Annotated in this window: 22 protein-coding genes; 1 reads left to right on the forward strand and 21 read right to left on the reverse strand. The window is 65.6% G+C overall.

Annotation, left to right across the window (positions count from 1 at the left end):
- Positions 1 to 10: 10 nt before the first annotated feature.
- The 6 genes from dnaE to ACZ5XO_RS08665 form a co-directional block, all read right to left on the reverse strand.
- Complete coding sequence (dnaE, locus tag ACZ5XO_RS08640) at positions 11 to 3,466, reverse strand: DNA polymerase III subunit alpha (RefSeq protein WP_464161967.1); 3,456 nt, start codon at positions 3,464 to 3,466, stop codon at positions 11 to 13.
- A gap of 243 nt (positions 3,467 to 3,709) precedes the next feature.
- Positions 3,710 to 4,354: a response regulator transcription factor gene (locus ACZ5XO_RS08645; protein WP_464161968.1), complete on the reverse strand. Its 645-nt coding sequence runs from the start codon at positions 4,352 to 4,354 to the stop codon at positions 3,710 to 3,712.
- 196 nt (positions 4,355 to 4,550) lie between these two features.
- Positions 4,551 to 5,267, reverse strand: a complete 717-nt coding sequence (locus tag ACZ5XO_RS08650; protein WP_464161969.1) for an ABC transporter ATP-binding protein — start codon at positions 5,265 to 5,267, stop codon at positions 4,551 to 4,553.
- Positions 5,260 to 6,570, reverse strand: coding sequence for a lipoprotein-releasing ABC transporter permease subunit (locus ACZ5XO_RS08655; protein ID WP_464161970.1), 1,311 nt, complete (start codon positions 6,568 to 6,570; stop codon positions 5,260 to 5,262). The genes ACZ5XO_RS08650 and ACZ5XO_RS08655 overlap by 8 nt, the downstream gene beginning before the upstream one ends.
- Complete coding sequence (proS, locus tag ACZ5XO_RS08660) at positions 6,567 to 7,883, reverse strand: proline--tRNA ligase (protein ID WP_464161971.1); 1,317 nt, start codon at positions 7,881 to 7,883, stop codon at positions 6,567 to 6,569. Before proS ends, ACZ5XO_RS08655 begins: the two co-directional genes overlap by 4 nt.
- A gap of 60 nt (positions 7,884 to 7,943) precedes the next feature.
- On the reverse strand, positions 7,944 to 8,210 hold the full coding sequence (locus tag ACZ5XO_RS08665) for a DUF1467 family protein (RefSeq protein WP_464161972.1): 267 nt from the start codon (positions 8,208 to 8,210) through the stop codon (positions 7,944 to 7,946).
- Positions 8,211 to 8,298: 88 nt separating this feature from the next.
- Here ACZ5XO_RS08665 and ACZ5XO_RS08670 point away from each other — a divergent pair, with 88 nt between their 5' ends.
- Complete coding sequence (locus ACZ5XO_RS08670) at positions 8,299 to 8,652, forward strand: 5-carboxymethyl-2-hydroxymuconate Delta-isomerase (protein WP_464161973.1); 354 nt, start codon at positions 8,299 to 8,301, stop codon at positions 8,650 to 8,652.
- Positions 8,653 to 8,835: 183 nt separating this feature from the next.
- Here the strand turns inward: ACZ5XO_RS08670 and ACZ5XO_RS08675 are convergent, their stop codons facing one another.
- From ACZ5XO_RS08675 to nuoF, 15 genes are all read right to left on the reverse strand, one after another.
- Positions 8,836 to 9,174, reverse strand: coding sequence for a DUF3088 family protein (locus ACZ5XO_RS08675; protein WP_464161975.1), 339 nt, complete (start codon positions 9,172 to 9,174; stop codon positions 8,836 to 8,838).
- On the reverse strand, positions 9,174 to 10,850 hold the full coding sequence (locus ACZ5XO_RS08680) for a ribonuclease J (protein WP_464161976.1): 1,677 nt from the start codon (positions 10,848 to 10,850) through the stop codon (positions 9,174 to 9,176). The genes ACZ5XO_RS08675 and ACZ5XO_RS08680 overlap by 1 nt, the downstream gene beginning before the upstream one ends.
- 6 nt (positions 10,851 to 10,856) lie before the next feature.
- Positions 10,857 to 11,651: a type III pantothenate kinase gene (locus tag ACZ5XO_RS08685; protein ID WP_464164884.1), complete on the reverse strand. Its 795-nt coding sequence runs from the start codon at positions 11,649 to 11,651 to the stop codon at positions 10,857 to 10,859.
- Positions 11,648 to 12,394, reverse strand: coding sequence for a biotin--[acetyl-CoA-carboxylase] ligase (locus ACZ5XO_RS08690; RefSeq protein WP_464161977.1), 747 nt, complete (start codon positions 12,392 to 12,394; stop codon positions 11,648 to 11,650). The genes ACZ5XO_RS08685 and ACZ5XO_RS08690 overlap by 4 nt, the downstream gene beginning before the upstream one ends.
- A 7-nt stretch (positions 12,395 to 12,401) precedes the next feature.
- Entirely contained in the window at positions 12,402 to 13,844 is a 1,443-nt protein-coding gene (nuoN, locus tag ACZ5XO_RS08695; protein ID WP_464161978.1) for an NADH-quinone oxidoreductase subunit NuoN, read from the reverse strand.
- 7 nt (positions 13,845 to 13,851) lie between these two features.
- The gene (locus ACZ5XO_RS08700; protein ID WP_464161979.1) at positions 13,852 to 15,339 is read right to left on the reverse strand and encodes an NADH-quinone oxidoreductase subunit M; all 1,488 of its coding nucleotides are present in this window, start codon (positions 15,337 to 15,339) and stop codon (positions 13,852 to 13,854) included.
- 5 nt (positions 15,340 to 15,344) lie between these two features.
- A complete protein-coding gene (gene nuoL, locus ACZ5XO_RS08705; RefSeq protein WP_464164886.1) occupies positions 15,345 to 17,405 on the reverse strand; it encodes an NADH-quinone oxidoreductase subunit L in 2,061 nt (686 codons plus the stop codon).
- A 14-nt stretch (positions 17,406 to 17,419) separates the two neighbouring features.
- The gene (gene nuoK, locus ACZ5XO_RS08710; RefSeq protein WP_105563431.1) at positions 17,420 to 17,728 is read right to left on the reverse strand and encodes an NADH-quinone oxidoreductase subunit NuoK; all 309 of its coding nucleotides are present in this window, start codon (positions 17,726 to 17,728) and stop codon (positions 17,420 to 17,422) included.
- The gene (locus ACZ5XO_RS08715) at positions 17,728 to 18,354 is read right to left on the reverse strand and encodes an NADH-quinone oxidoreductase subunit J (RefSeq protein WP_207821650.1); all 627 of its coding nucleotides are present in this window, start codon (positions 18,352 to 18,354) and stop codon (positions 17,728 to 17,730) included. The genes nuoK and ACZ5XO_RS08715 overlap by 1 nt, the downstream gene beginning before the upstream one ends.
- Before the next feature lie 63 nt (positions 18,355 to 18,417).
- Positions 18,418 to 18,909, reverse strand: a complete 492-nt coding sequence (nuoI, locus tag ACZ5XO_RS08720) for an NADH-quinone oxidoreductase subunit NuoI (protein ID WP_003170180.1) — start codon at positions 18,907 to 18,909, stop codon at positions 18,418 to 18,420.
- Complete coding sequence (locus ACZ5XO_RS08725; protein WP_464161980.1) at positions 18,909 to 19,112, reverse strand: hypothetical protein; 204 nt, start codon at positions 19,110 to 19,112, stop codon at positions 18,909 to 18,911. The genes nuoI and ACZ5XO_RS08725 overlap by 1 nt, the downstream gene beginning before the upstream one ends.
- Positions 19,112 to 19,336: a hypothetical protein gene (locus tag ACZ5XO_RS08730; protein WP_464161981.1), complete on the reverse strand. Its 225-nt coding sequence runs from the start codon at positions 19,334 to 19,336 to the stop codon at positions 19,112 to 19,114. Before ACZ5XO_RS08730 ends, ACZ5XO_RS08725 begins: the two co-directional genes overlap by 1 nt.
- Complete coding sequence (nuoH, locus tag ACZ5XO_RS08735) at positions 19,336 to 20,412, reverse strand: NADH-quinone oxidoreductase subunit NuoH (protein ID WP_464161982.1); 1,077 nt, start codon at positions 20,410 to 20,412, stop codon at positions 19,336 to 19,338. Before nuoH ends, ACZ5XO_RS08730 begins: the two co-directional genes overlap by 1 nt.
- Positions 20,413 to 20,415: 3 nt before the next feature.
- Positions 20,416 to 22,461, reverse strand: coding sequence for an NADH-quinone oxidoreductase subunit NuoG (gene nuoG / locus ACZ5XO_RS08740; RefSeq protein ID WP_464161984.1), 2,046 nt, complete (start codon positions 22,459 to 22,461; stop codon positions 20,416 to 20,418).
- Between the two features lie 5 nt (positions 22,462 to 22,466).
- On the reverse strand, positions 22,467 to 23,780 hold the full coding sequence (gene nuoF / locus ACZ5XO_RS08745) for an NADH-quinone oxidoreductase subunit NuoF (protein WP_292082648.1): 1,314 nt from the start codon (positions 23,778 to 23,780) through the stop codon (positions 22,467 to 22,469).
- Between the last annotated feature and the right edge of the window lie 6 nt (positions 23,781 to 23,786).

Genomic DNA, 23,786 nt, shown 5'->3' on the forward strand with positions numbered 1-23,786 from the left:
TCCTCCCCCATCAGGCGTCCTCCAGCATGATCACGCCCGGCGCCGACTTCAGCGCCCCGCGCAGGGCGGCGTCCAGACGGTAACGCCCCGGCAGCTTGATCTCGACCTCGGTTCGCCCGCCCAGGGTCGCCTGGAGCCAGACCTCGCCGCCCTTCCCTTGCGCCTGAGCCCGTTCCAGCCGCGCCTTCAGCGCCTCGGCGTCCGCCGACTGGGCCGAAACCACGACGCGCAATCCGATCTGGGCGTCGTCCAGAAGCACGTCCATACGGCTGGCGTCATCGCCGAAGAACCGCACCTCGCCATCTGCGGCCTTGGCACGCACCTTCACCAGAACTGACGTCCCGACCTCCAGAATGTCGCGACAGCGTCGAAGCTGCTCGGGCGGAAACAGGCACTCGAACTCGCCCGTGGGGTCGGAAAAGGTGACGAAGGCGAACTTCTCGCCGCTTTTGGCGCTGGCCCGCTCCTGACGCCGGCGCACCACGCCCGCCATCAGGAAGGCCTCGTGTCCGGCTTCAGCCAGACCTTGCGCCTCGGCCACAAAAGTCACGCGCTTGCGTTTCAGCGCCGGCGTCAACTCCTCCAGCGGGTGGCCAGACAGATAGAAGCCGACTGCTGACAGCTCCTGGTCCAGCTTGTCCGGTCCGGCCCAGGGCTCGACGCTCTTCAGGCGCGGCCGCGCGGCGCCCGCCTGATCAGCCCCGAACAGGCTGACCTGCGACGAGGCGCGCTCAGCAGCGACGCTCTGGCAATAGGCGATCAGGGTGTCGGCCTGCTCGAACAACTGGCGACGATTGGAATTCAGGCTGTCGAAGGCCCCCGCCTTGGCCAGACCTTCCAGCGCCCGCTTGTTCACCGCCTTGGGATCGACCCGCTCCAGGAAGTCGAAGATGTCGACGAAGGGGCCGCCCGCATCACGCACCTCGACGACGTGCTTCATCGCCTCCAGGCCCACGTTGCGGATAGCGCCCAGGGCATAGAGAACGCTGCCCTGCCCGTCCTTCCACGCCACGTCGAAGTCGGCGGAGGACCGGTTAATGTCCGGCGCCAGGACCGGGATCTCGAACCGGCGGCAGTCCTGATAGAAGACCGCCAGCTTGTCGGTGTTCGACAGGTCGAGACTCATCGATGCGGCGAAAAACTCGACCGGGTGATTGGCTTTCAGCCAACCTGTCTGGAACGAGATCAGGGCGTAGGCCGCAGCGTGCGACTTGTTGAAGCCGTAGCCCGCGAACTTGGCCACTAGGTCGAAGATCGAGCCCGACTGGGCCTCGGGCACCGACTTCTCGGACGCGCCCTTGACGAAGCGGAGGCGCTGGAAATCCATCTCCTCCTTTTTCTTCTTGCCCATGGCCCGGCGCAGCAGGTCGGCTTCACCCAGGCTGTAACCCGCCAGGATCTGGGCGATCTTCATCACCTGTTCCTGGTAGATGATGACGCCGTAGGTCTCGGTCAGCACCTCCTTCAGGCTGGGGTGCAGGTAGTCCACCTCGGCCCGGCCGAACTTCCGGTCGATATAGGTGTCGATCATCTCCATCGGCCCCGGCCGATAGAGGGAGATCAGGGCGGTGATTTCCTCGATGGACCCGCAGCGCATCTTGCGCAGGGTGTCGCGCATGCCCTGGGATTCCAGCTGGAACACCCCGACCGTCTGGCCCGAGGCCATCAGTTCATAGGTCTTAGGGTCGTCCAGCGGCAGCAGGTTCCACTCCGGCGCCGCGCCGCGCCGTTCCAGATACTCCCGCGCCCGATCCAGCACCGTCAGCGTCTTCAAGCCCAGGAAGTCGAACTTCACCAGACCCGCCGGCTCGACCCACTTCATGTTGAACTGGCTGGCGGGAATGGTCGAACGCGGGTCCTGATACAGCGGCACCAGTTCGGTTAGTGGTCGGTCGCCGATGACGATGCCGGCGGCGTGGGTCGAGGCGTTGCGGTACAGCCCCTCCAGCTCCAGCGCCGTCTCCAGCAGGGTCCTGACCGCCGGCTCGGCGTCGCGCGCCTCCTTCAGGCGCGGCTCCAGATCAATGGCCTGGGCCAGGGTCACCGGATTGGCCGGGTTGTTCGGCACCATCTTGCAGAGCCGGTCCACCTGACCCAACGGCATCTGCAGCACCCGCCCGACGTCGCGCAGCACGGCCCGCGCCTGCAGGGTGCCGAAGGTGATGATCTGGGCCACCCGGTCCTTGCCGTAGTGGTCCTGCACATAGTCGATCACCTCTTCCCGCCGCTCCTGACAGAAGTCGATGTCGAAGTCGGGCATGGAGACCCGTTCGGGGTTCAAGAAGCGCTCGAACAGCAGGCCGAACCGCAAGGGGTCCAGATCGGTGATGGTCAGCGACCAGGCCACCAGCGAACCGGCGCCGGACCCCCGCCCCGGCCCCACCGGAATGCCGTGCAGCTTGGCCCACTTGATGAAGTCCGAAACGATCAGGAAGTAGCCGGGGAAACCCATCTGCTGGATGATCCCCACCTCCCATTCGAGACGGTGCCAGTAGTCGTCCTCCGGCGCGTAGGCCTTGTTCTTTTCCAGACGTAGCTTCAGCCCCTCGCGGGCCTGGTGCGCCAGTTCGTCGGCCTCTGACCGCCCGGCCCCGGTATCGAAGCGCGGCAGGATCGGCGCGCGGGTCTGGACCAGGAAGGCGCAGCGGCGGGCGATGTCGATGGTGTTGTCGCAGGCTTCGGGCAGGTCCGCGAACAGGGTCCGCATGGCCTCGGCGGTCTTGAACCAGTGCTCGCTGGTGATGCGGCGCCGATCCTCCTGGCCGGTGAAGGCGCCGTCAGAGATGCACAACAGAGCGTCGTGCGACTTCGCCTGGGCCGCCTTGGCGTAATAGACATCGTTGGTGGCGACCAGAGGCGCGTCGTTGGCGTAGGCCCATTCGACCAGCCCGGCCTCGGCCGCAGGCTCTTGCGGCAGGCCGTGGCGTTGCAACTCCACGTAGAAACGATCACCAAAAACGCGCTTCATCTCGTTGAGAGACGCCATCGCATCATCGCGCCTGTTCTGGACGAACAAGGGGTCGACCGGGCCGTCGGGGCCTCCCGACAACAGGATCAGCCCCTCGGACTTATCCACAACCTGAGACCAGGGCACGCCGGGCTCTGACATCTCGCCTGCGTCGAGGTAGGCGGCGGAGGACAGTGCGCACAGATTAAGCCAGCCCTGCTCGTTCTGGACCAGCAGCACCACGGTCGGCGTCTTGGCCCAGCGCTCGGCGATCTGACCGCCGATACCCACGACCGGCAGGGCGCAGGCGACGATGGGCTGCACGCCCGCGTCCTTGGTATTCTGGCTGAACTCGAGCGCGCCGAACAGGTTGGCGCGATCGGCCACGGCGACGGCCGGCATACCCGCGTCTGCGGCCATCTTGCCGATCTTGCCGGCCTTGATCGCCCCTTCCAGCAAGGAATAGGCGCTGCGGACCCGCAGATGGACAAAGCCCTGACTGTTCGCCGTTTCCGTCAATACAAACTCCGCTGATCCCGAGCGTCAGGACCCTTCACCTCCGGCCGTCCAACGACCGCAGCTTGATCATGCAGGGAGTCGATGCGGCCATCACGCCACCAGGAAAGACGCCTGCCAGATCATCCAGACGAAGCCGCCGCACGACGCAAGCGACAGCATGTTTCTCACCCAACGCGACATGAGCTTATCCCCAGTTCAGATGTTGCCCATTTGTTCTATGTTGCCCATTCGTTCTCGTCAACATCAGTTTTTGCCGAAGCCGATCCGGGTCAGGGCCGAGGCCAGCGCGGCCGAGTTCGGCGACTGGGTCTTGCGCAGCAGGCTGGCACGGAAAAATTCAATCGTGCGTGGGCTCAGAGCCAGGGTCTGGGCGATCTGCTTGGTCGTATTGCCCGCCAGCATCAGTTCCGCGACCTGACGTTCACGTCGCGTGAAGGCCAACTCCTCGCGAACGAGTGCACTCGGCAAGGCCGCAGCGCCGCGCTCGATCGCGCGGATCAGGCTTTCATCGCTGGCGGGCTTGGGCAGGACATCGTCGACACCTAGACGCATGGCGTCCACGGTCATTCGCACATCGACAAAGGCGCTGACGATGATGACCGCATGACGATTCAGGGCGCAGAAAGCCGCGACCAGATCCAGCCCCTCGACACCCGGTATTTTCAGATCAGAAACGATACAGGTCGGCTCGGCGTCCGACGCCCACATCAGGGCGTCAAGCGGGTCATGAAAGCCAACGGCGCGATAACCGCCGGCGCGGACCGTCATCAGGGTCAGTTCCAGCAAGGCGCGGTCGTCATCGATTACGATAATCTCTTGCGGCAAGGGTGCGGAGTGACGCCCGCCCTGCTCACTCGCCTCAAGCCTCACCGCACGTCCAGTCGTCATATCTCGATGATACATTAAGAGTTTCTGCGGAGAACCTCGTAGTCCCACGCAGTTGATGCGTCTTCCCGTCCGCGAGGAATCAATCTGGCCAGGTTTCCGGCAAGACCAGATTCACAGGTCGGCTCACGCCAGACGGCAGAACGCCCGCCCAACCGGCGCGGCGCCCCCTTCATCAGTGCGTTCGGCGGCAGATCGCCTAGTAGGCCTGAGCCTCGGCGGCGCGCTCTTCCAGATGGCCGTCCTTCAGGGCGAAGACGCGGTCCATGTGGCCGGTCAGCTCCATGTTATGGGTGGCGATCAGGGCGGCGACGCCCGTGGTCTTGGCCAGTTCGCGCAGGGCCTCGAACACCGCGTGGCTGTTGGCGGGATCCAGGTTGCCGGTCGGCTCGTCGGCCAGCAGCAGACGCGGACTGTTGGCCAGCGAGCGGGCGATCGCGACGCGCTGTTGCTCGCCGCCGGACAACTGGGCCGGTTGGTGGGTGAAACGCTCGCCCAGCCCCAGGCCGGTCAGCAGGGCCTCGGCCCGGCGACGCGCCTGGCCTTCCGAATGACCGGCGATGCGCATCGGCAGGGCGACGTTGTCACGTGCGTCAAATTCCGGCAGCAGGTGGTGGAATTGATAGACGAAACCAATCCGCGACAGGCGCAGACGGGTGCGCGCCCGCTCGTCCAGACCGCCCACGTCTTCGCCGTCGATCATGACCTGACCGCTGGTCGGCCGCTCCAGCAGGCCGGCGGCGTGCAGCAGCGACGACTTGCCCGAGCCCGAAGGCCCGATCAGGCCGACGACCTCGCCCGGCATGATGTCCAGATCGACGCCCTTCAGCACCGTCAGCCCGCCGGAAGCGGTCGGATAGGTGCGGGTGATGCCGCGCAGGCGCAGCGTCGGCGTCTTGTTCAGCGGACTATTCAAAGCGCAGGGCCTCCACCGGATCGATCCGCGACGCGTTCCACGACGGCGGCAGGCTGGCGAGGCAGCTCATGAAGAAGGAGAAGAGCGCCACCCAGGTCACGTCCCACGGATCGACCAGGGCCGGGATGGCGTCCAGCATGTAGACGTCGGCGTTGAACAGCTGGACCCCGGTGATCCACTCAATAGTGTGCTGGATCGCGCCGATATTCAGGCAGAACAGCAGGCCGAGCACCAGTCCGGCGATGGTGCCGCCGATGCCGATGGCCGCGCCCGACATGAAGAAGATGCGCAGGATTGACGAGGGGCTGGCCCCCACGGTGCGCAGGATGGCGATGTCGCGCGTCTTGTTCTTCACCAGCATGACGATGCCGCTGATGATGTTCATGGCGGCGATGGCGACGACCAGCCCCAGGATGATGCTCATGGCCACGCGCTCGACCTTCAGCGCGCCCCAGAAGGCGGCCAGACGGACGCGCCAGTCGGTGATGATGCTTCCCGGTCCGGAAGCCTGCTGCACCGGCGTCAGCAGGGTCTCGACCTGATCGGGCTCGGCCACCTTCATCTCGATGACGTCCCAGACGCCCTCCTTGCCGAAGAAGAGCTGGGCCTGTTCCAGAGGCATGAAGATGAAGGCGCGGTCGTAGTCGGCCGTACCGGAGCTGAAGATGCCGCCGACGCGATAAGTCTTTTCCAGACCGCCCAGATTGCCGAAGGCGCTGTCGGCGCCCGTCGGCGAATAGATGGAAATGGCGCTGCCGATGCTCAGCCCCATCTGGTCGGCCAGGGCCTTGCCGATCAGGATGTTGTCGCCGCCGTATTCGCCCTGGCCAAAGGAGGCCCGCATCTCGGGCGTCAGGCTGTCATAGACGAACTTCGTCGAGGCCAGGTCCTGAGGCCGCACGCCGCGTACGATGCCGCCGGTCATCTGGCCGCCAGCGCGGAACATGGCCGGGGATTCCGTCAGCGGCGTCACCGAGACCACGCCCGGCACGTCCGAAATCCGCTTCACCGCCGCATCGCGATCCGGCGAGGTCAGCACCGGCCCCTGGACATACATGTGCCCGTTGAACGACAGCATCCGCCCCAGCAGTTCGCTGCGGAAGCCGGCCATGATGCTCATCACGCTGATCAGCACCGCCACGGCCAGCATGATGCCGATGAAGCTGATGATGGCGATCAGGGCGACCCCGCCCTCCTTGCGCTTGGCGCGAAGATAGCGAAGGGCCAGTCCGATCTCCCAGGCGGAGAAGGGACCGGCGGGTTTCACGGCGGGCGGCGCGGAGGCCGTCGCGGCGTCGGTCATTTCGTCAGCAGCTCCAGGGCGGCGTCCAGCGACAGGGTTTGCTTCTCGCCGGTGGCGCGGCGCTTCAGTTCGACCACGCCGTCGGCCAGGCCCTTGGGACCAATGGTCAGTTGCCACGGCACGCCGATCAGGTCGGCGGTGGCGAACTTGCCGCCCGGGCGCTCGTCGGTGTCGTCGTAGAGAACGTCCTTGCCCAAGGCTTCCAGCTTGGCGACAGCCTCTTCACAGGCGGCCGAGACGGCTTCGTCGCTGGCGCGCAGGTTGATCACCACCACGTCGAACGGGGCGACCGAGTCCGGCCAGATGATGCCGCCGGCGTCGTGGCTGGCCTCGATGATGGCGCCCATCAGGCGCGACACGCCGACGCCGTAGCTGCCCATGTGGACCTCGGTGTCCTGACCGTCCGGCCCGGCGACCTTGGCCTTCATCGGGGCCGAGTATTTCGTGCCGAAGTAGAAGATGTGGCCGACCTCGATGCCGCGCGCCGACAGGCGATCGCCCTCGGCGGTCTCGGCCTCGAAACGGCCCGCGTCGTGCATTTCCTCGGTCGCGGCGTAGAGGGCGGTGCGCTCGTTGAACACGCCTTCCAGCTGCTCGACGCTGAGGTCGTGGCCCGGTGCTGCCATCTCGACCAGCTTGCGATCGCAGAAGACCTCGCTCTCGCCGGTTTCGGCCAGAACGATGAACTCGTGGCTCAGGTCACCGCCGATCGGGCCGGTGTCGGCGCGCATCGGCACGGCCTTCAGACCCAGACGGGCGAAGGTGTTCAGATAGGCGGCGAACATGCGCTTGTAGGCGATGCGGGCCGAGGCCTCGTCCAGGTCGAAGGAATAGGCGTCCTTCATCAGGAACTCGCGGCCGCGCATGACGCCGAAGCGCGGACGGCGCTCGTCGCGGAACTTCCACTGGATGTGGAAGAGGTTCAGCGGCAGGGATTTGTACGACTTCACGAAGCCGCGGAAGATGTCGGTGACCATCTCCTCGTTGGTCGGTCCGTACAGCAACTCGCGCTCGTGGCGGTCCGTGATGCGCAGCATCTCGGGACCGTAGGCGTCGTAGCGGCCGCTCTCGCGCCACAGGTCGGCCAGTTGCAGCGTCGGCATCAGCAGCTCGACAGCGCCGGCCTTGACCTGCTCCTCGCGGACGATGTTCTCGATCTTGCGCAGCACCCGCAGGCCCAGCGGCAGCCAGGCGTAGATGCCGGCGGCCTCCTGCTTGATCATGCCCGCGCGCAGCATCAGCTGGTGCGACACGATCTGGGCGTCGGAGGGGGCTTCTTTCAGGGTCGGCAGGAAGTAGCGCGACAGGCGCATGGCGGGAATCTCTGCAAAATCAGTCTGGCCCGAGTTTTAACCGGGCGAATGGGGCGAAAGCTAGAGCGCGGGACCGCGCGAGAAGTCCGGCAGCGGCATCCACCCGGTCCAGACGATGAAGACGATGAAGGCCCAGACGATGGCCGAGACCCAGGTCGTGGTGATGAACTTCTTTTTCAGCTGCGGATTGGCGGGCGCGCCCCACTGGCTGCCGTCGGTCGGCGGCGTCTCGACCTGCTTCGACGATCCCAGCGGCAGGATCATGAACAGCACGATCCACCACGAGGTCAGATACAGCGCCACCAGGGTGAAGGGGCCAAGAGGCATGGGCGGTCATCCATCGGTTCGGGCGCCTTCCGCATTTCACCCGCGTGATCAGCAGGCTAAGGAAAGGCGCGAAACTAAGGACGCCCTCATGCCACAGATCACCCTGGAACACTCCCCCCATTTCGACGGGACCGATTGGCGCGCCCTGGCGCTGGAGATTCACAGACTGTGCGTGGACGTGGTCAGCGCCACGCTGCCCGCCTGCAAGACCCGTATCGTGCGCTGTGACGACCTGATCATCGCCGACGGCGACCCGGCCCAGGCCATGGTCCACTGCGACCTGCGCATCCTGACCGGACGGACGCAGGAACAGAAGACGGCGCTGGGCGAAGCGGTTCAGGCGGCCTTGCTGGCGGGGGTGAAGCCTTATGACGGCCCGGCCCAGATCTCGGTCGAGATCGGGGCGCTGGACAAGGACAACTATCGCAAGGTCGCTTTGTAAGTCCCTCTCCCGATGGGAGAGGGCTTGAACCTCCGAGAGCGAAGCGATTGGTCAGGCGAAAGGGTGAGGGTCGAGGTCGTCAGTCGGCATTAGCCGCGGCGCGACGGCTTGCGCCGACGCTAACCGCCGTCCCTCATTCGACCCTTCGGGCCACCTTCTCCCATCGGGAGAAGGATTCTCCATTTACGGATGCGGGCGGCCGATCCCGTATCGCGCCGCCCAGTAGGGCAGAATGTCGTCGTCCTGCAGGAACCGCGCGCCGGTCTCTGCGCTGACCTGAGCGTCGGGCCAGTCGAACTCGCCGTCCAGCACCAGCAGCGGGCAACTCTGGTTGGCCTCCCCTACCTCGGCCACCACGGCGGCGCGCGGCCTCGGGTGGTCCAGATAGGTGACCGTCAGATGCTCGCGCAGGAGCGGATAAAGCCCGAGGACGCCCTCGATCCGAGCACCGGGCGGGCAGTACCAGGGCCCGCCCTGATCGTCGAACCAGTCAGGGTTCAGCAAATAGAGCCGATCGGCCATTACAGCCTCAGGATCACGGTTTCGACGATGGGACGACGATCCCAGACCTGCTGACTGGCCTTCTTCAGGGCGCGGCTGACGGTCTGTTCAACCACCAGTTCGTCCTCCAGAGCCTCGCCCTTCAGGCCGCGAACGGCGCGCTCGGCGCGCTCGGCCAGATCGTCGAGGATGTCGCCCAGCGGACGGTCCTCGTCGCCCGGCAGGCCGATGCCGCGCACGTCGATGTCGCTGACGATCTTGCCGCGCTTGTCCATGGCGAAGCTGACGACCAGCACGCCGTTGGACGCCGCATGCTTGCGCTCGCGCAGGGCCTCGCCCGCCTCCTCGACCAGCATGCCGCCGTCGACGAACAGACGGCCCGAGGGCACTTCGTCGATGATGCCTGCGGGACCGGGGGCCAGGCGCACCATGTCGCCATTGCGCGGCGTCACGGTTTCGGGGACCTGCATGTCCTTGGCCAGAAGGGCGTGCTCCATCAGGTGACGGCGCATGCCGTGGGTCGGCACCGCGATCTGCGGACGGGCCCAGTTGTACATCTGGCGCAGTTCGTCACGGCACGGGTGGCCCGAGACGTGGATGCCCGGATGGTCCTTCTCGGTGTAGAGGCGCACGCCCCGGTCGGCCATCTTGTCCTGCAGGCGGCCGATCGACAGCTCGTTGCCCGGGATGACGCGCGACGAGAAGATGCAGTGGTCGCCCTTGCCCAGTTTGATGAAGGGGTGCGTGCCCTCGGCTACGCGCGACAGGGCCGCACGGACCTCGCCCTGGCTGCCGGTGCACAGATACAGGATTTCGCCCTCGGGCCAGACGCGGGCTTCCTGTTCCGACAGGAAGGGTTTGACGTCGCTCAGCATGCCGACCGACTTGGCGGCGGCGGTGATGCGGTGCATCGAGCGCCCGGCAAGGGCCACGCGTCGACCGGCGGCCTCTGCAGCGCGGATCACGCTGTCCATGCGCGCGACGTTGGAAGCGAAGCAGCCCACGGCCACGCGGCCCTTGAGGTCCTTGATGAGGGCGGCCAGGGCCACCTTCACGTCGCCCTCGGAACCCGCAACGCCGTCGACGAAAACGTTGGTGCTGTCGCAGACCATGGCCAGCACGCCCTCGTCGCCGAGACGCTGGATGGTCTCGACATCGGTGCGCTCGCCCACGACCGGATCATTGTCGATCTTCCAGTCGCCGGTGTGCAGGACGGTGCCCAGCGGGGTCTTGATGGCCAGGCCGTTCGGCTCGGCGATCGAGTGGGTGATGGTGACGAAGGTCACGTCGAACGGACCCAGGTTCAGGTCGCCGCCCAGCGGGATCTCGTTCAGCTCGACGTCGTCCAGGATGTTGGCGTCGCGCAGCTTCTCGCGGATCAGGTAGGCGGTGAAGGGCGTCGCATACAGCGGTGCCTTGATGCGCGGCCACAGCCAGCCTAGGGCGCCGATATGGTCCTCGTGGGCGTGCGTCAGCACGATGCCGAGAATGTTCTCGCCCTCAAGGAAGGTCGGGTCGGGCACGATCACGTCCACGCCCGGCGTGGACGGGTCGCCGAAGGTCACGCCGACGTCGACGATGATCCACTTGCGGTCATGCGCCGGACCGAAGCCATAGGCGTTCAGGTTCATGCCGACCTCGTTCGAGCCGCCCAAGGGCAGGAAGACGAGTTCGTCGTTTTGAGTTTTCTTTGTCATACGTCCCTAGAGATGGGTGTTCCGCCGCCAGATTTCGAGTAGGCCGCGGATGGTCAGGTCCGGATCAAACCGGTCGATTGATTGGGTGGCGCCCTCGAACAGCGAGGCGACGCCGCCGGTGCCGACGACCGTCATGGGCTTGCCCCACTCGGTCTTGATGCGGTCCACCAGGCCCTCGATCAGGGCGATGTAGCCCCAGAAGACGCCCGATTGCATGGAGGTGACGGTGTCGCGCCCGATGACGACATCGGGGCGTTGAATGGCGATGCGCGGCAGCTTGGCCGCCGCTTCGTGCAGGGCCTGCAGCGACAGGTTGATGCCCGGCGCGATCAGCCCGCCCTCGAAGGCCCCCTGCCCTCGCTCGGCGCCACCGGATACCACATCGAAGGTCGTGGCCGTGCCGCTGTCGATCAGCAGCAGGTCGCCCTCATAGACTTGCAGTGCGCCGATGGCGTTGACCAGACGGTCCGCTCCAGCCTCGCTGGGCTTGGGAATACGCACCTCGATGCCGAGGTTGACGTTCTCGCCGATCACCAGAGGCTCCACGGCGATGTAGCGCCGGGCCAGGTTGCGCAGGTTGAAGATCGACTGCGGCACGACGCTGGAGATGATGCAGCCGTCCAGATCCTTCATGCTCAGCCCCTGGCCGCGCATCTCGAACAGCTGATGCAGCCAGACGGCGTACTCGTCAGCCGTACGCATGGCGTCGGTGGCCGTCCGCCATTGGGCGATCCATTCGTTCCCGTCGTGGACGGCGAACAGGGTGTTGGTGTTGCCTTGCTCGATCGCCAGCAGCATCAGGCGGCCTCTCCGAAAAAGACGTCGCCGGCAGAGATGATCCGCAGCGATCCGTCCGGCAGTTTCAGGCGCAACGATCCGTCCACCTCGACCCCGTCGGCCGTTCCAGTCAGGGTCTCGTTCGTCAGTCGCGCCGTGCAGGGGCCGTGCAGACCAGGAGTCCGTGCGGTCCAGGCGTCGAGAATGGGTTGGAAGCCCAGGGTCGTCCAGCGATCCAGCCAGACGCCGAAGGTCTCGGCCAGGGCCTTGGCCGCTTCATCGACGGTCGGCGGCGAAGTCACGCCCTGGCTCAGATGTTCGGCGATGCAGGTGGCGGGCCGTTCGGTGTCGCCCGGAGCCTGGCTCAGGTTCACGCCGATGCCGACCGCCAACCAGAGGCCGCCGGACGGCGCAGGCCCGGACTCGATCAGGATGCCGGAGGTCTTGCGTCCGTCCAGCAGCACGTCATTGGGCCATTTGATCGTGACCAGAGCCGGCGGGACATAGCGGTCCAGAAAGTCCGCCACGGCCAGCGAAGCGGCGAAGGTCAGTTGCGCGGCCTCGGCGGGCGATTTCCGCGTCAGAAGCAGCAGGGTGGAGGCGAGATTGTCGCTCTCGCTCTTCCACTTTCGTCCGCGACGGCCGCGACCGGCCGTCTGTCGCCGAGCCGTGATCCACAGCGGCCCGCCCTCGCCCGCCTCGGCGCGGCGTCGCGCCTCGGCGTTGGTGGAGTCGGTTTCGTCGAGGATCAGGACCGGGGCGGCCAAAGCGCCCTTACCCGACGCCGACGCCCGAGGCGGCGGCGCGGGTCAGCGGCTCCAGCCAGGTCAGGGCGACGATCACCAGCGGGAAGCTGAAGGCGGCGCCCGCCAGGGCGATCCACTTGGCTTCCAGCGGCGACTTGTCGGTCGTCACGTCGAACTCCGGCGTATCGAACCACATCACCTTGATGATGCGCAGATAGTAGAAGCCGGCCACGACCGAAGCGACCAGACCGGCGGTGCCGGCCATCCAGTAGCCCGCGTCGGCGGCGGCGCCGAAGACGAAGAACTTGCCCCAGAAGCCCGACATCGGCGGAATGCCGACGGCCGACAGCGACAGGATGGTCAGGGCCACAGCCGTCAGCGGGCGATCCTTCTTCAGACCGGCCAGATCGGCGATCTTGCGGATCGGACGACCGTTGCGGCTCAGCGACAACAGGATGGCGAAGAAGCCGAACTGGTCGATGACATAGAGGGTCATGAACATCAGCGTGGCCTGGACGCCGGCTTCGGTGCCCGCCGCCACGCCCAGCAAGGCGTAGCCGATGTTGATGATCGAGGAATAGGCCAGCAGGCGCTGGACGTCCTTCTGCATCAGACCGCCGAACGAACCGACGGCGAAACTGATCAGCGAGATCAGGATGATGACCTGGGCCCATTGACCGTGAGCGACGCCGAAGCCTTCGACCAGGACGCGGATGATCAGCACCATGGCGGCGATCTTGGGCGCCGTGGCGAACAGGGCGACGACCGGGGTCGGGGCGCCTTCGTAGACGTCGGGCGTCCACATGTGGAACGGCGCGGCCGAAACCTTGAACGCCAGACCGCAGATCAGGAAGACAAGACCGAAAATCAGGCCGGGGCCCGGGTTGGCCGTGGCGAAGGCGGCGATGTCGACGAAGCGCATCGAACCGGCGAAGCCGTAGATCAGGCTGACGCCGTAGAGCAGCAGGCCCGACGACAGGGCGCCCAGGACGAAATACTTCAGGCCCGCTTCCGAGGCCTTGAGATTGTCGCGGTGATAGGCGGCCAGGACATAGAGCGCCAACGAATGCATCTCGATGCCGATGTAGAGCGAGATCAGGTCGCCCGACGAGGCCATCATCGACATGCCGACCGAGGCCAGCACGATCAGGACCGGGAACTCGAACTTGGCGATGCCGTTGCGGTGGATCCAGCCGTCTCCGAGGACGATGGCGACCGCCGCCGACAGGAAGATGGCGACCTTGCCATAGACGGCCAGCGGATCGGCGACATAGGCGCCGTTAAAGGCCGTGCCCAGCGGACCGACCGCAGCCAGCACCGAAGCGGCGGCCAGCAGCAGGATCGACAGGCCCGAGATCAGGCGCGTCGACTTCTCGCCGGTGAAGGCGCCGAGCATGAGCAGCACCAGCCCGCCGACCGCGAGGGTCAGTTCCGGGGCGGCGAGTTGAAGGGCGGAAGACAGATCAGTCATTATGCTCTCACCCGCCGATGGCTGCGCGATAGGCGGTCGTCAGGGCCTCAACGGTCGGCCCGGTGTAGTCGAGGACGGCGTTGGGATAGAGGCCCAGCCAGATGGTGCCGACGATCAGCGGCACGAAGATCAGCAGCTCGCGCTTGTCGATGTCCGTGATGGTCTGCAGCGCCGGGTTCTTGATCTCGCCGTACATGACGTTGCGGAACAGCGTCAGGGCGTAGACCGCCGAGAAGATGACGCCCGAAGCCGCGATCAGGGCCGTCCAGGTCGAGACCTGATAGGCGCCGGTCATCGTCAGCACTTCGCCGATGAAGCCCGAGGTGCCCGGCAGGCCGACGTTGGCCATGGTGAACATCAGGAAGATGGCGGCGTACCAGGGCATGCGCGCGGTCAGGCCGCCGTAGAAGGCGATCTCGCGGGTGTGCATCCGGTCATAGACCACGCCGACGCAGAGGAAGAGCGCGCCCGAGATCAGGCCGTGGCTCAGCATCTGGAAGACCGCGCCCTGCACGCCGGTGTCATTGCCGGCGAAGATGCCCATGGTCACGAAGCCCATGTGGGCGACCGACGAATAGGCGATCAGCTTCTTGATGTCGGTCTGACGGAAGGCGACCAGCGAGGTGTAGACCACGGCGATCACCGACAGGGTGAAGACCAGGGGCGTGAACATCTGCGAGGCCTGCGGGAACATCGGCAGGTTGAACAGGATGAAGCCGTAACCGCCGAGCTTCAGCAGGATGCCGGCCAGGATGACCGAACCGGCCGTCGGGGCCTGAACGTGGGCGTCGGGCAGCCAGGTGTGAACCGGCCACATCGGCATCTTGACCGCGAACGAGGCGAAGAAGGCCAGCCACAGGATGGGCTGAACGGCGGGATCGAAGGCGTACTTCTTCAGCTCGGGGATGCTGGTGGTGCCCGTCTCATGGGCCATCCACAGCATGGCCAGCAGCATCAGCACCGACCCCAGCAGAGTGTAGAGGAAGAACTTGTACGAGGCGTAGATACGGTTCGCCCCGCCCCAGATGCCGATGATCAGGAACATCGGCACCAGGGTGCCTTCGAAGAAGATGTAGAAGAGGAACAGGTCCAGCGACGTGAAGACGCCGATGACCAGGGTCTCCAGCACCAGGAAGGCGACCATGTACTCGACAACGCGCGTCTCGATCGACTTCCAGCTGGCCACGATGCAGATCGGCATCAGGAAGGCGGTCAGCAGGACGAACAGGATCGAAACCCCGTCCACGCCGAGGTGGTAACCGGCCCCGGCGAACCAGGCGTAGTTTTCAACGAACTGATAGGCCGGGTTCGACGGATCGAACTGGGCCACCAGCAGAACGGAAACCGCCAGCACCACCAGGGTGGTGCCCAGGGCGATCCAGCGCGCGGCCGGAGCCGCGGCGTCCTGGCCGCCCTTGTTCATCATGCCGGCCAGAAGCAGCAGGCCGGCGCCGACCAGCGGCAGGAAGGTGACGATGCTCAGAATGTGAGGCACGAGGCTCAGGCTCCCCACGTGAAGATGGCGAAGGCAAGGAACACAGCCACGCCGATCAGCATCACGAATGCATAGAAGTAGACGAAACCGGACTGGAAGCGCGACAGCCAACCGCCCGATTTCAGCGAAGCCCAGGCGGCGCCGTTGGGGCCCAGACCGTCGATGATCTTCACGTCGCCGATCTTCCAGAAGAAGTCGCCGATCGCCTTGGCGCCCTTCACGAAGACGGCGTCATACAGCTCATCGAAGAACCACTTGTTGTAGAGGAAGGTCCACAGCGGCCCCTTGCGTTCGGCCCACTGCCTGGCGACGCCTTCCTTGAGGACATAGATCCAGAAGGCGGCGAAGGTGCCCAGCAGGGTGACGACCAGCGGCGCCCACTTCACCCAGGTCGGGACGTTGTGGCTCTCGTGCAGGACGTGGTTGTGGCTGCCGACGAAGATGGCGCCGCGCCAGAACTCGGCCTCATGGTGGCCGATGAAGTGCGGGGCGAAGATCATGCCCGCGAAGACGGCGCCGATCGACAGCACCAGCAGCGGCAGGACCATGGGCAGCGGGCTCTCATGCGGCGACAAGGGACCATGGTGGTGGTCGTCGTGCGCATGATCGTCATGGGCGTCGTCGTGGCCGTGCGCGTCATGGGCATGGGCGTCGGCGTGGTGCGCGCCCTCCTCTTCCTTCCACACAGGCTTGTTGTGGAAGGTCATGAAGACCAGACGCCACGAGTAGTAGGCCGTCAGCAGGGCCGCCGAGATGCCGATGACGAAGGCGAACATGCCCGCAGCCGAATGGCCGGTCGTCGCGGCCGCATAGGCGCTCTCGAGGATGGAGTCCTTGGAGTAGAAGCCGGCGAAGCCGCCGACGCCGGGCAGACCCAGGCCGGTGATGGCGATGGTGCCGATCATCATGACCGCATAGGTGACGGGCAGCAGCTTCCACAGGCCGCCCATGTTCCGCATGTCCTGCTCGTGGTGCATGCCGTGGATCACCGAACCGGCGCCCAGGAACAGCAAGGCCTTGAAGAAGGCGTGCGTGAACAGGTGGAACATGGCGGGCTGATAGGCGCCCACGCCTGCGGCGAAGAACATGTAGCCCAGCTGCGAGCAGGTCGAGTAGGCGATCACGCGCTTGATGTCGTTCTGCATCATGCCGACGGTCGCGGCGAAGATGGCCGTGATCCCGCCGATGATGGCGATGAACAGCGACGCGACCGGCGCGTGCTCATAGAGCGGCGACAGCAGGCAGACCATGTAGACGCCGGCGGTGACCATGGTCGCCGCGTGGATCAGGGCCGACACAGGCGTCGGGCCTTCCATGGCGTCCGGCAGCCAGGTGTGCAGGAAGAACTGCGCCGACTTGCCCATGGCGCCGATGAACAGCAGCAGACCGGCCAGATCCAGCGCCGACCAGGTGTGGCCCAGGAAGTCCCAGCCCGTGCCGGCCTTGCCGGCGATCAGCGGGAACAGCTTGGCGAACTCGATCGTGCCGAACATCCAGAAGACGGTCATCATGCCGAGCAGGAAGCCGAAGTCGCCGACGCGGTTGACCACGAAGGCCTTGATGGCGGCGGCCGAGGCGGTGTCCTTCTTGTACCAGAAGCCGATCAGCAGATAGGACGCCAGACCCACGCCTTCCCAGCCGAAGAACATCTGCAGGAAGTCGGCGGCCGTCACCAGCGCCAGCATCATGAAGGTGAACAGCGACAGGTAGGCGAAGAAGCGAGGACGGCTGTCGTCCTCGGCCATGTAGCCCCAGGAATAGAGGTGAACCAGCGACGACACCGTCGTCACCACGATCAACATGGTGGCCGACATGGCGTCCACGCGGATCGACCAGTTCGACTGGAAGTCGCCGACGTGGATGAAGGGCGCGATGTGGACGGTGAAGGCTTCGAGCCCGCCCCAGGTCCACTGGCTGAACACGATCCACGAGATCGCGCACGAGAAGAACAGCAGGCCGGTCGTGACCGACTGCGAGACGATGTTCCCGATCCTGCGACCGAAGAAGCCGGCGATCATGGCCCCCAGAAGGGGGGCGAAGACGCCGAGAGTGACGAGAGTCTGGATAGTCACGGTTCCGATCAGCCCTTCATCACGGAGGCGTCGTCAACCGCGATGTCGCCGCGGTTACGGAAGAAGGTCACCAGGATCGCCAGGCCGACGGCGGCTTCAGCCGCAGCGACGGTCAGGACGAACATGGCCATCAGCTGACCCGACACATCGTTCAGATAGGTCGAGAAGGCGACGAAGTTGATGTTCACCGCGAGCAGGATCAGCTCGACCGACATCAGGATGATGATGACGTTCTTGCGGTTCACGAAGATGCCGAACACGCCGATGGTGAACAGCATGGCGGCGACCGCCAGATAGTGCTGGAGCGAGATGTCCATCACAGAAGCTCCTCGGGGGTGACGCCCTGGCCGGTGGCGACCGACTTGACCTCGACGGCCTTGGCGCGTTCGCGGTTGGCTTGGGCGGCCAGGTCCTGGCGGCGGACGCCGGGACGATGGCGCAGGGTCAGGACGATGGCGCCGATCATGGCGATCAGCAGCACGATGCCCGCGGCCTGGAAGAAGTAGACGTAATCCGTATACAGGACGCGGCCGATGGTCTCGATGTTGCTGGCGTCGGCGCCCGCAACGACGGGGGCGATGGCCGACCTGGCCGCCCCGCCCTGCACCACGGTGATCGACACCATGATCATCTCGGCCAGCAGCACGCCAGCGACAATCCCCGCCAGCGGCAGGTAGCGGGCATAGCCTTCACGCAGGCGGACGAAATCGACGTCCAGCATCATCACCACGAACAGGAACAGCACCGCGACGGCGCCGACGTAGACGACCACCAGCAGCATGGCCAGGAACTCTGCGCCCAGCAGGACGAACAGGCCGGCGGCCGAGAAGAAGCTGAGGATCAGCCACAGGACGGAGTGCACGGGATTGCGCGCGGTCACGACCAGAAGGCCCGAGACCACGGCGACCGTCGCCAGAAGATAAAACGCTATGCCTTGCAGCATGGGTGGGACAAAGCCCCCTTCAAAGTCTTGCGCAGCGATCCCATGGCGGAATCGCGGCTCGGTTTAGCGATACGGAGCGTCGAGTTCCAGATTCTTCGCGATCAGCCGTTCCCAGCGGTCGCCGTTGTCCAGCAGTCGGGCCTTGTCATAGAGCAGTTCTTCGCGCGTCTCGGTGGCGAACTCGCTGTTCGGTCCCTCGACGATGGCGTCCACCGGGCAGGCCTCCTGGCACAGACCGCAGTAGATGCACTTGACCATGTCGATGTCGTAGCGGGTCGTGCGGCGGCTGCCGTCGGCGCGCGGTTCGGCCTCGATGGTGATGGCCTGGGCGGGGCAGATGGCCTCGCACAGCTTGCAGGCGATGCAGCGTTCTTCACCGTTCGGATAACGACGCAGCGCGTGTTCGCCACGGAAACGCGGCGACTGCGGGTTGCGCTCGAACGGATAGTTCACGGTGGCCTTGGGCTTGGCCATGTATTTCAGCGACAGGCCGACGGCGCCGAACACGTCGGTCAGCATCGCGCCCTTGGCCGCCTGAACGATACGGGTCAGCATTACGATTTCACTCCGGCGCACTCGCGTTCATAGCGCGCGCTTTCCTTGTCGAGGGTTCCGCATACACGTGCGCGTTCAGCGTCTTCACGCTGGATACGCTCCACCTTGCGTTCCCATTGATAGACCGAGACGGGCTCGGCTTCGTAAGAGGCGCAGCCGCCGAGAACGGTCAGCAGCGGCAGGATAATGAGGACACGGGCCATCAGTTCACCTGCCGCTTGCAGTCGTCGCGGTCGAAGCGCGGATCATCGCGCGACAGCCGCTGGCAATAGGCGCGCTTGTCGCCCTCCTCACGGCGTTCACGTTCGACTCGCTCCAGCCGCGCCGACGCGCTTTCCGGCGCAGCTGGCGCCATCGGCTTGAAGGTGCAGGCCGACAGGCCGGCGGCGAAGGCCAGCGCAAGCAGTGATGTGGCGCGAACGCCCATCACGCGCCCACCGCGAAGACACGCCAGGCCGCCACGACCACCACGGCGATCAGCGACGACGGCAGGAAGATCTTCCAGCCCAGACGCATCAGCTGATCGTAGCGGTAGCGAGGCACGAAGGCCTTCACCAGGGCGATCATGAAGAACCAGAAGACGATCTTGGTCGCCAGGACCAGGAAGTAGAACAGGTTGGCCAGGAAGGTCGGCCAGCTATCGAGGAAGTCGGTCGGGAAGCCCGGGTTCCAACCGCCGCAGAACAGCAGGCTGATCATGGCGCACATGAAGACGATGTTGGCGTATTCGCCGATCATGAAGAGCAGGTAGGGCGTCGACGAGTATTCGACCTGATAACCGGCCACCAGTTCCGACTCCGCTTCGGGAAGGTCGAACGGCGGGCGGTTGGTCTCGGCCAGTGCCGAGATGAAGAAGACGATGGTCATCGGCAGCATGACCACGATGGTCGGCAGGGTGTCGAGGCCGCCGCCGAACATGTTCCAGTTCCAGATCCAGCCCGTCTGCGCGGTCACGATCTGCGTCAGGTTCATCGTCCCGGCCAGCAGGATGACATTGATGATGACCAGGCCCATCGAGACTTCGTAGGACACCATCTGCGCCGCCGAACGCAGCGACCCCAGGAACGGATACTTCGAGTTCGAAGCCCAGCCGCCCATGATGATGCCGTAGACGCCCAGCGAGCTGATCGCGAGGATGTAGAGCACGCCGACGTTCAGGTCCGAGATCACCCAGCCCGGCGCGAACGGGATCACCGCCCAGGCGATGAAGGCCAGGATGAAGGTGATCAGCGGCGCGGCCAGGAAGACGACCTTGTCGGAACCCGACGGGACGACGATTTCCTTGAGCACGAACTTGAAGAAGTCGGCGAAGGACTGCAGCAGGCCGAAGGGGCCGACCACGTTGGGGCCCTTGCGCAGCTGGACGCCGGCCCAGATCTTGCGGTCCGCCAGCAGCAGGAAGGCCAGCGATATCAGGATCCCGACCGTGACGATGAGGATGCCGCCGATGGTGGCGAGGGTCCAGCCGAGGGGGGTGGCCCAGAAGGAGGTCGCAGCGTCCATGATTTACTCCGCCGCCAGAACGACCGGGGCAGTCCGCTCGGCGGACAGCTCGGCCATGGTTTCGCTGGCGCGCGCGATCGGGTTGGTCAGGTAGGGATCGACGATGGTCGAGACGAAGGCGACGTCGCCCAGGTCGCCCTTGGCGCCCAGGGCCGCCACGTCGAACGAGGCCGCCGGTGCAAGGTAGTCGATGCGGCCGAAGGTCGGGTGGTCGCCCATCAGCTTCGTGCGCAGTTGTTCCAGGGTGTCGAACGGCAGCTTGTGGCCGACGCGTTCCGACAGGGCGCGGATGATGGCCCAGTCTTCCTTGGCCTCGCCCTTCGGGAAGACGACGCGTTCCGCCATCTGCACCCGGCCCTCGGTGTTCACGTACAGCCCCGACTTCTCGGTATAGGCCGCGCCCGGCAGGATGACGTCGGCGCCGTGCGCGCCGCGATCGCCGTGCGAACCCAGGTAGACGCGGAAAGCGTCGGAGGCCGAGGCGTTCACTTCATCAGCGCCCAGCAGGAACAGCACGTCCAGAGCGCCCGGCTTCAGCATGCCGGCCACGTCCAGACCGCCCTCGGCGGGGACAAAGCCCATGTCCAGACCGCCGACGCGGGCGGCGGCGGTGTGCAGGACGTTGAAGCCGTTCCAGCCGTCCTTGACCACGCCGACCTTCTTGGCCAGCGCGCCCAGGGCGTTCAGCACGGCCGCGCCGGTCTCGCCGGTCAGGGCGCCCGCGCCGACGATGATCGCCGGACGCTCGGCCCTGGTCAGGAAGTCGACGGCGGTCTTGGGCAGCTTGCCGACGGTCTTCGAACCGGCGCCCAGGTAGTTGTAGTCATAGGTCAGGTCGACCTGTTCGCCGATGACGCCGATCTCGGCGGCGCCCTTCAGCCAGGTCTTGCGGATGCGGGCGTTGAGCAGCGGCGCCTCGACGCGCGGGTTGGCGCCCACGATCAGGATGGCGTCAGCGTTTTCAATGCCTTGCAGGCCGGAGTTGAACAACCAGCCCTCGCGAGCCCCCTGCCCGATCGCGGCGCCGTCCTGACGGCAGTCGGTGTTGGCCGATCCCAGGGCGCGGAACAGGTCCAGCGCGGCCTTCATCGACTCGGCGTCCTGCAGGTCACCGGCGATGACGCCGATGCGGTCGGCCGAGGCCGCCTTGATCTTCGTCGCGACGGCGCTCAGAGCCTCGTCCCACGAGGCGATGCGCAGCTTGCCGTTCTCACGCACCCACGGACGGTCCAGACGACGCGCCTGCAGGCCGTCGACGGCGTAGCGCGAGCGGTCCGACAGCCACTCTTCGTTGATGCCCTCGTTCACGCGCGGCAGAACGCGCATGACCTCGGCGCCGCGCGCGTCGGCGCGGATGTTCGAGCCCAGGGCGTCCATGACGTCGATGGTCTCGGTCTTCTTCAGCTCCCACGGACGATAGTGGTACTGCCAGGGGCGGTGCGTCAGGGCGCCCACCGGGCACAGGTCGTTGACGTTGCCCGACAGCTCGCTGTCGATGTTCTTTTCCAGATAGGTCGTGATCTCGGCGCTTTCACCGCGCGAGATCATGCCGATGTCCGGCACGCCGGCCACTTCGGTGATGAAGCGAACGCAACGCGTGCACTGGATGCAGCGCGTCATGAACGTCTTGACCGTCGGGCCCATGTTCTTTTCTTCGACCGCGCGCTTGTTCTCGCTGTAGCGCGAACCGTCGCGGCCATAGCCCACGGCCTGGTCCTGCAGGTCGCACTCGCCGCCCTGGTCGCAGATCGGGCAATCCAGCGGGTGGTTGATGAGCAGGAACTCCATCACCCCTTCGCGGGCCTTCTTGACCATCGGCGTGTCGGTGAAGATTTCCTGACCATCCATGGCCGGAAGGGCGCACGACGCCTGCGGCTTCGGCGGTCCGGGCTTCACTTCAACCAGGCACATCCGGCAGTTGCCGGCGATGGACAGACGCTCGTGGTAGCAGAAACGCGGGATCTCCTGACCGGCGCGCTCTGCGACCTGCAGAACCGTCATGCCGGGTTCGAACTCGGTTTCGACGCCGTTGACCTTGGCGATAGGCATTACGATTACTCCGCCGCGATCGCGTGGCCGGCGAAGTTCGCGCGGCGGCTGCGGTAGGTGTTGATGCGGTCTTCAATCTCGTGACGGAAGTGGCGGATCAGGCCCTGAACAGGCCAGGCCGCGGCGTCGCCGAGGGCGCAGATGGTGTGGCCTTCGACCTGACCGGCCACGTCGAGCAGCAGGTCGATTTCCGAAGGATCAGCGTCGCCGACCGCCATGCGCTCCAGCACGCGCCACATCCAGCCGGTGCCTTCGCGGCACGGCGTGCACTGGCCGCAGCTCTCGTGCTTGAAGAAGTAGCTGATGCGGGCGATCGCCTTAACGATGTCGGTGGACTCGTCCATGACGGTCACACCGGCGGTGCCCAGCGACGAACGCATCTCGCGCATGGAATCGAAGTCCATCAGCACGGTTTCGGCCTGTTCGCGCGTGATGACCGGGCAGGAGGCGCCGCCCGGAATGATGGCCTTCAGGTTGCCCCAGCCGCCGCGCACGCCGCCGCCGTGATCCTCGATCAACTGGCGCAGCGGGATCGACATGGCTTCTTCGACCACGCACGGCGTGTTGATGTGACCCGACAGGGACATCAGCTTGGTGCCGGTGTTGTTCGGACGACCGAAGCTGGCGAACCAGTCCGCGCCGCGACGCAGGATGGTGCCGACCACGGCGATCGATTCCACGTTGTTCACGGTCGTCGGGCAGCCGTAGAGACCCGCGCCGGCCGGGAACGGCGGCTTCAGGCGCGGCTGGCCCTTCTTGCCTTCCAGGCTTTCCAACAGAGCCGTCTCTTCGCCGCAGATGTAGGCGCCGGCACCGTGGTGGATATAGACGTGGAAGTCCCAGCCGTGGACGTTGTTGTCGCCGATCAGCTTGGCCTCATAGGCCTGCTTGACGGCGGCCTCCATGCGCTCGCGCTCCAGCACGTACTCGCCGCGCAGGTAGATGTAGCAGGCGTGGGCCTGCATCGCGAAGGAGGCGATCAGCGCGCCTTCGATCAGCAGTTGCGGATCATGGCGCATGATCTCGCGGTCCTTGCAGGTCGCGGGCTCGGACTCATCGGCGTTGATGACCAGGTAGTGAGGACGATCCTTCACTTCCTTGGGCATGAAGGACCACTTCAGGCCGGTCGAGAAACCGGCGCCGCCGCGTCCGCGCAGGCCCGAGTTCTTGACGTTGTTGATGATCCAGTCGCGGCCAAGGTCCAGCATGTCCTTGGTGGCGTTCCACGCGCCGCGCTGCTTCGCTCCCTCCAGGCCCCAGTCATGGAAGCCGTAGAGGTTGGTGAAGATGCGATCCTTGTCTTCGAGGATTCCGACCATGAGCCC

The organism is Brevundimonas sp. T2-11, from assembly GCF_055397675.1.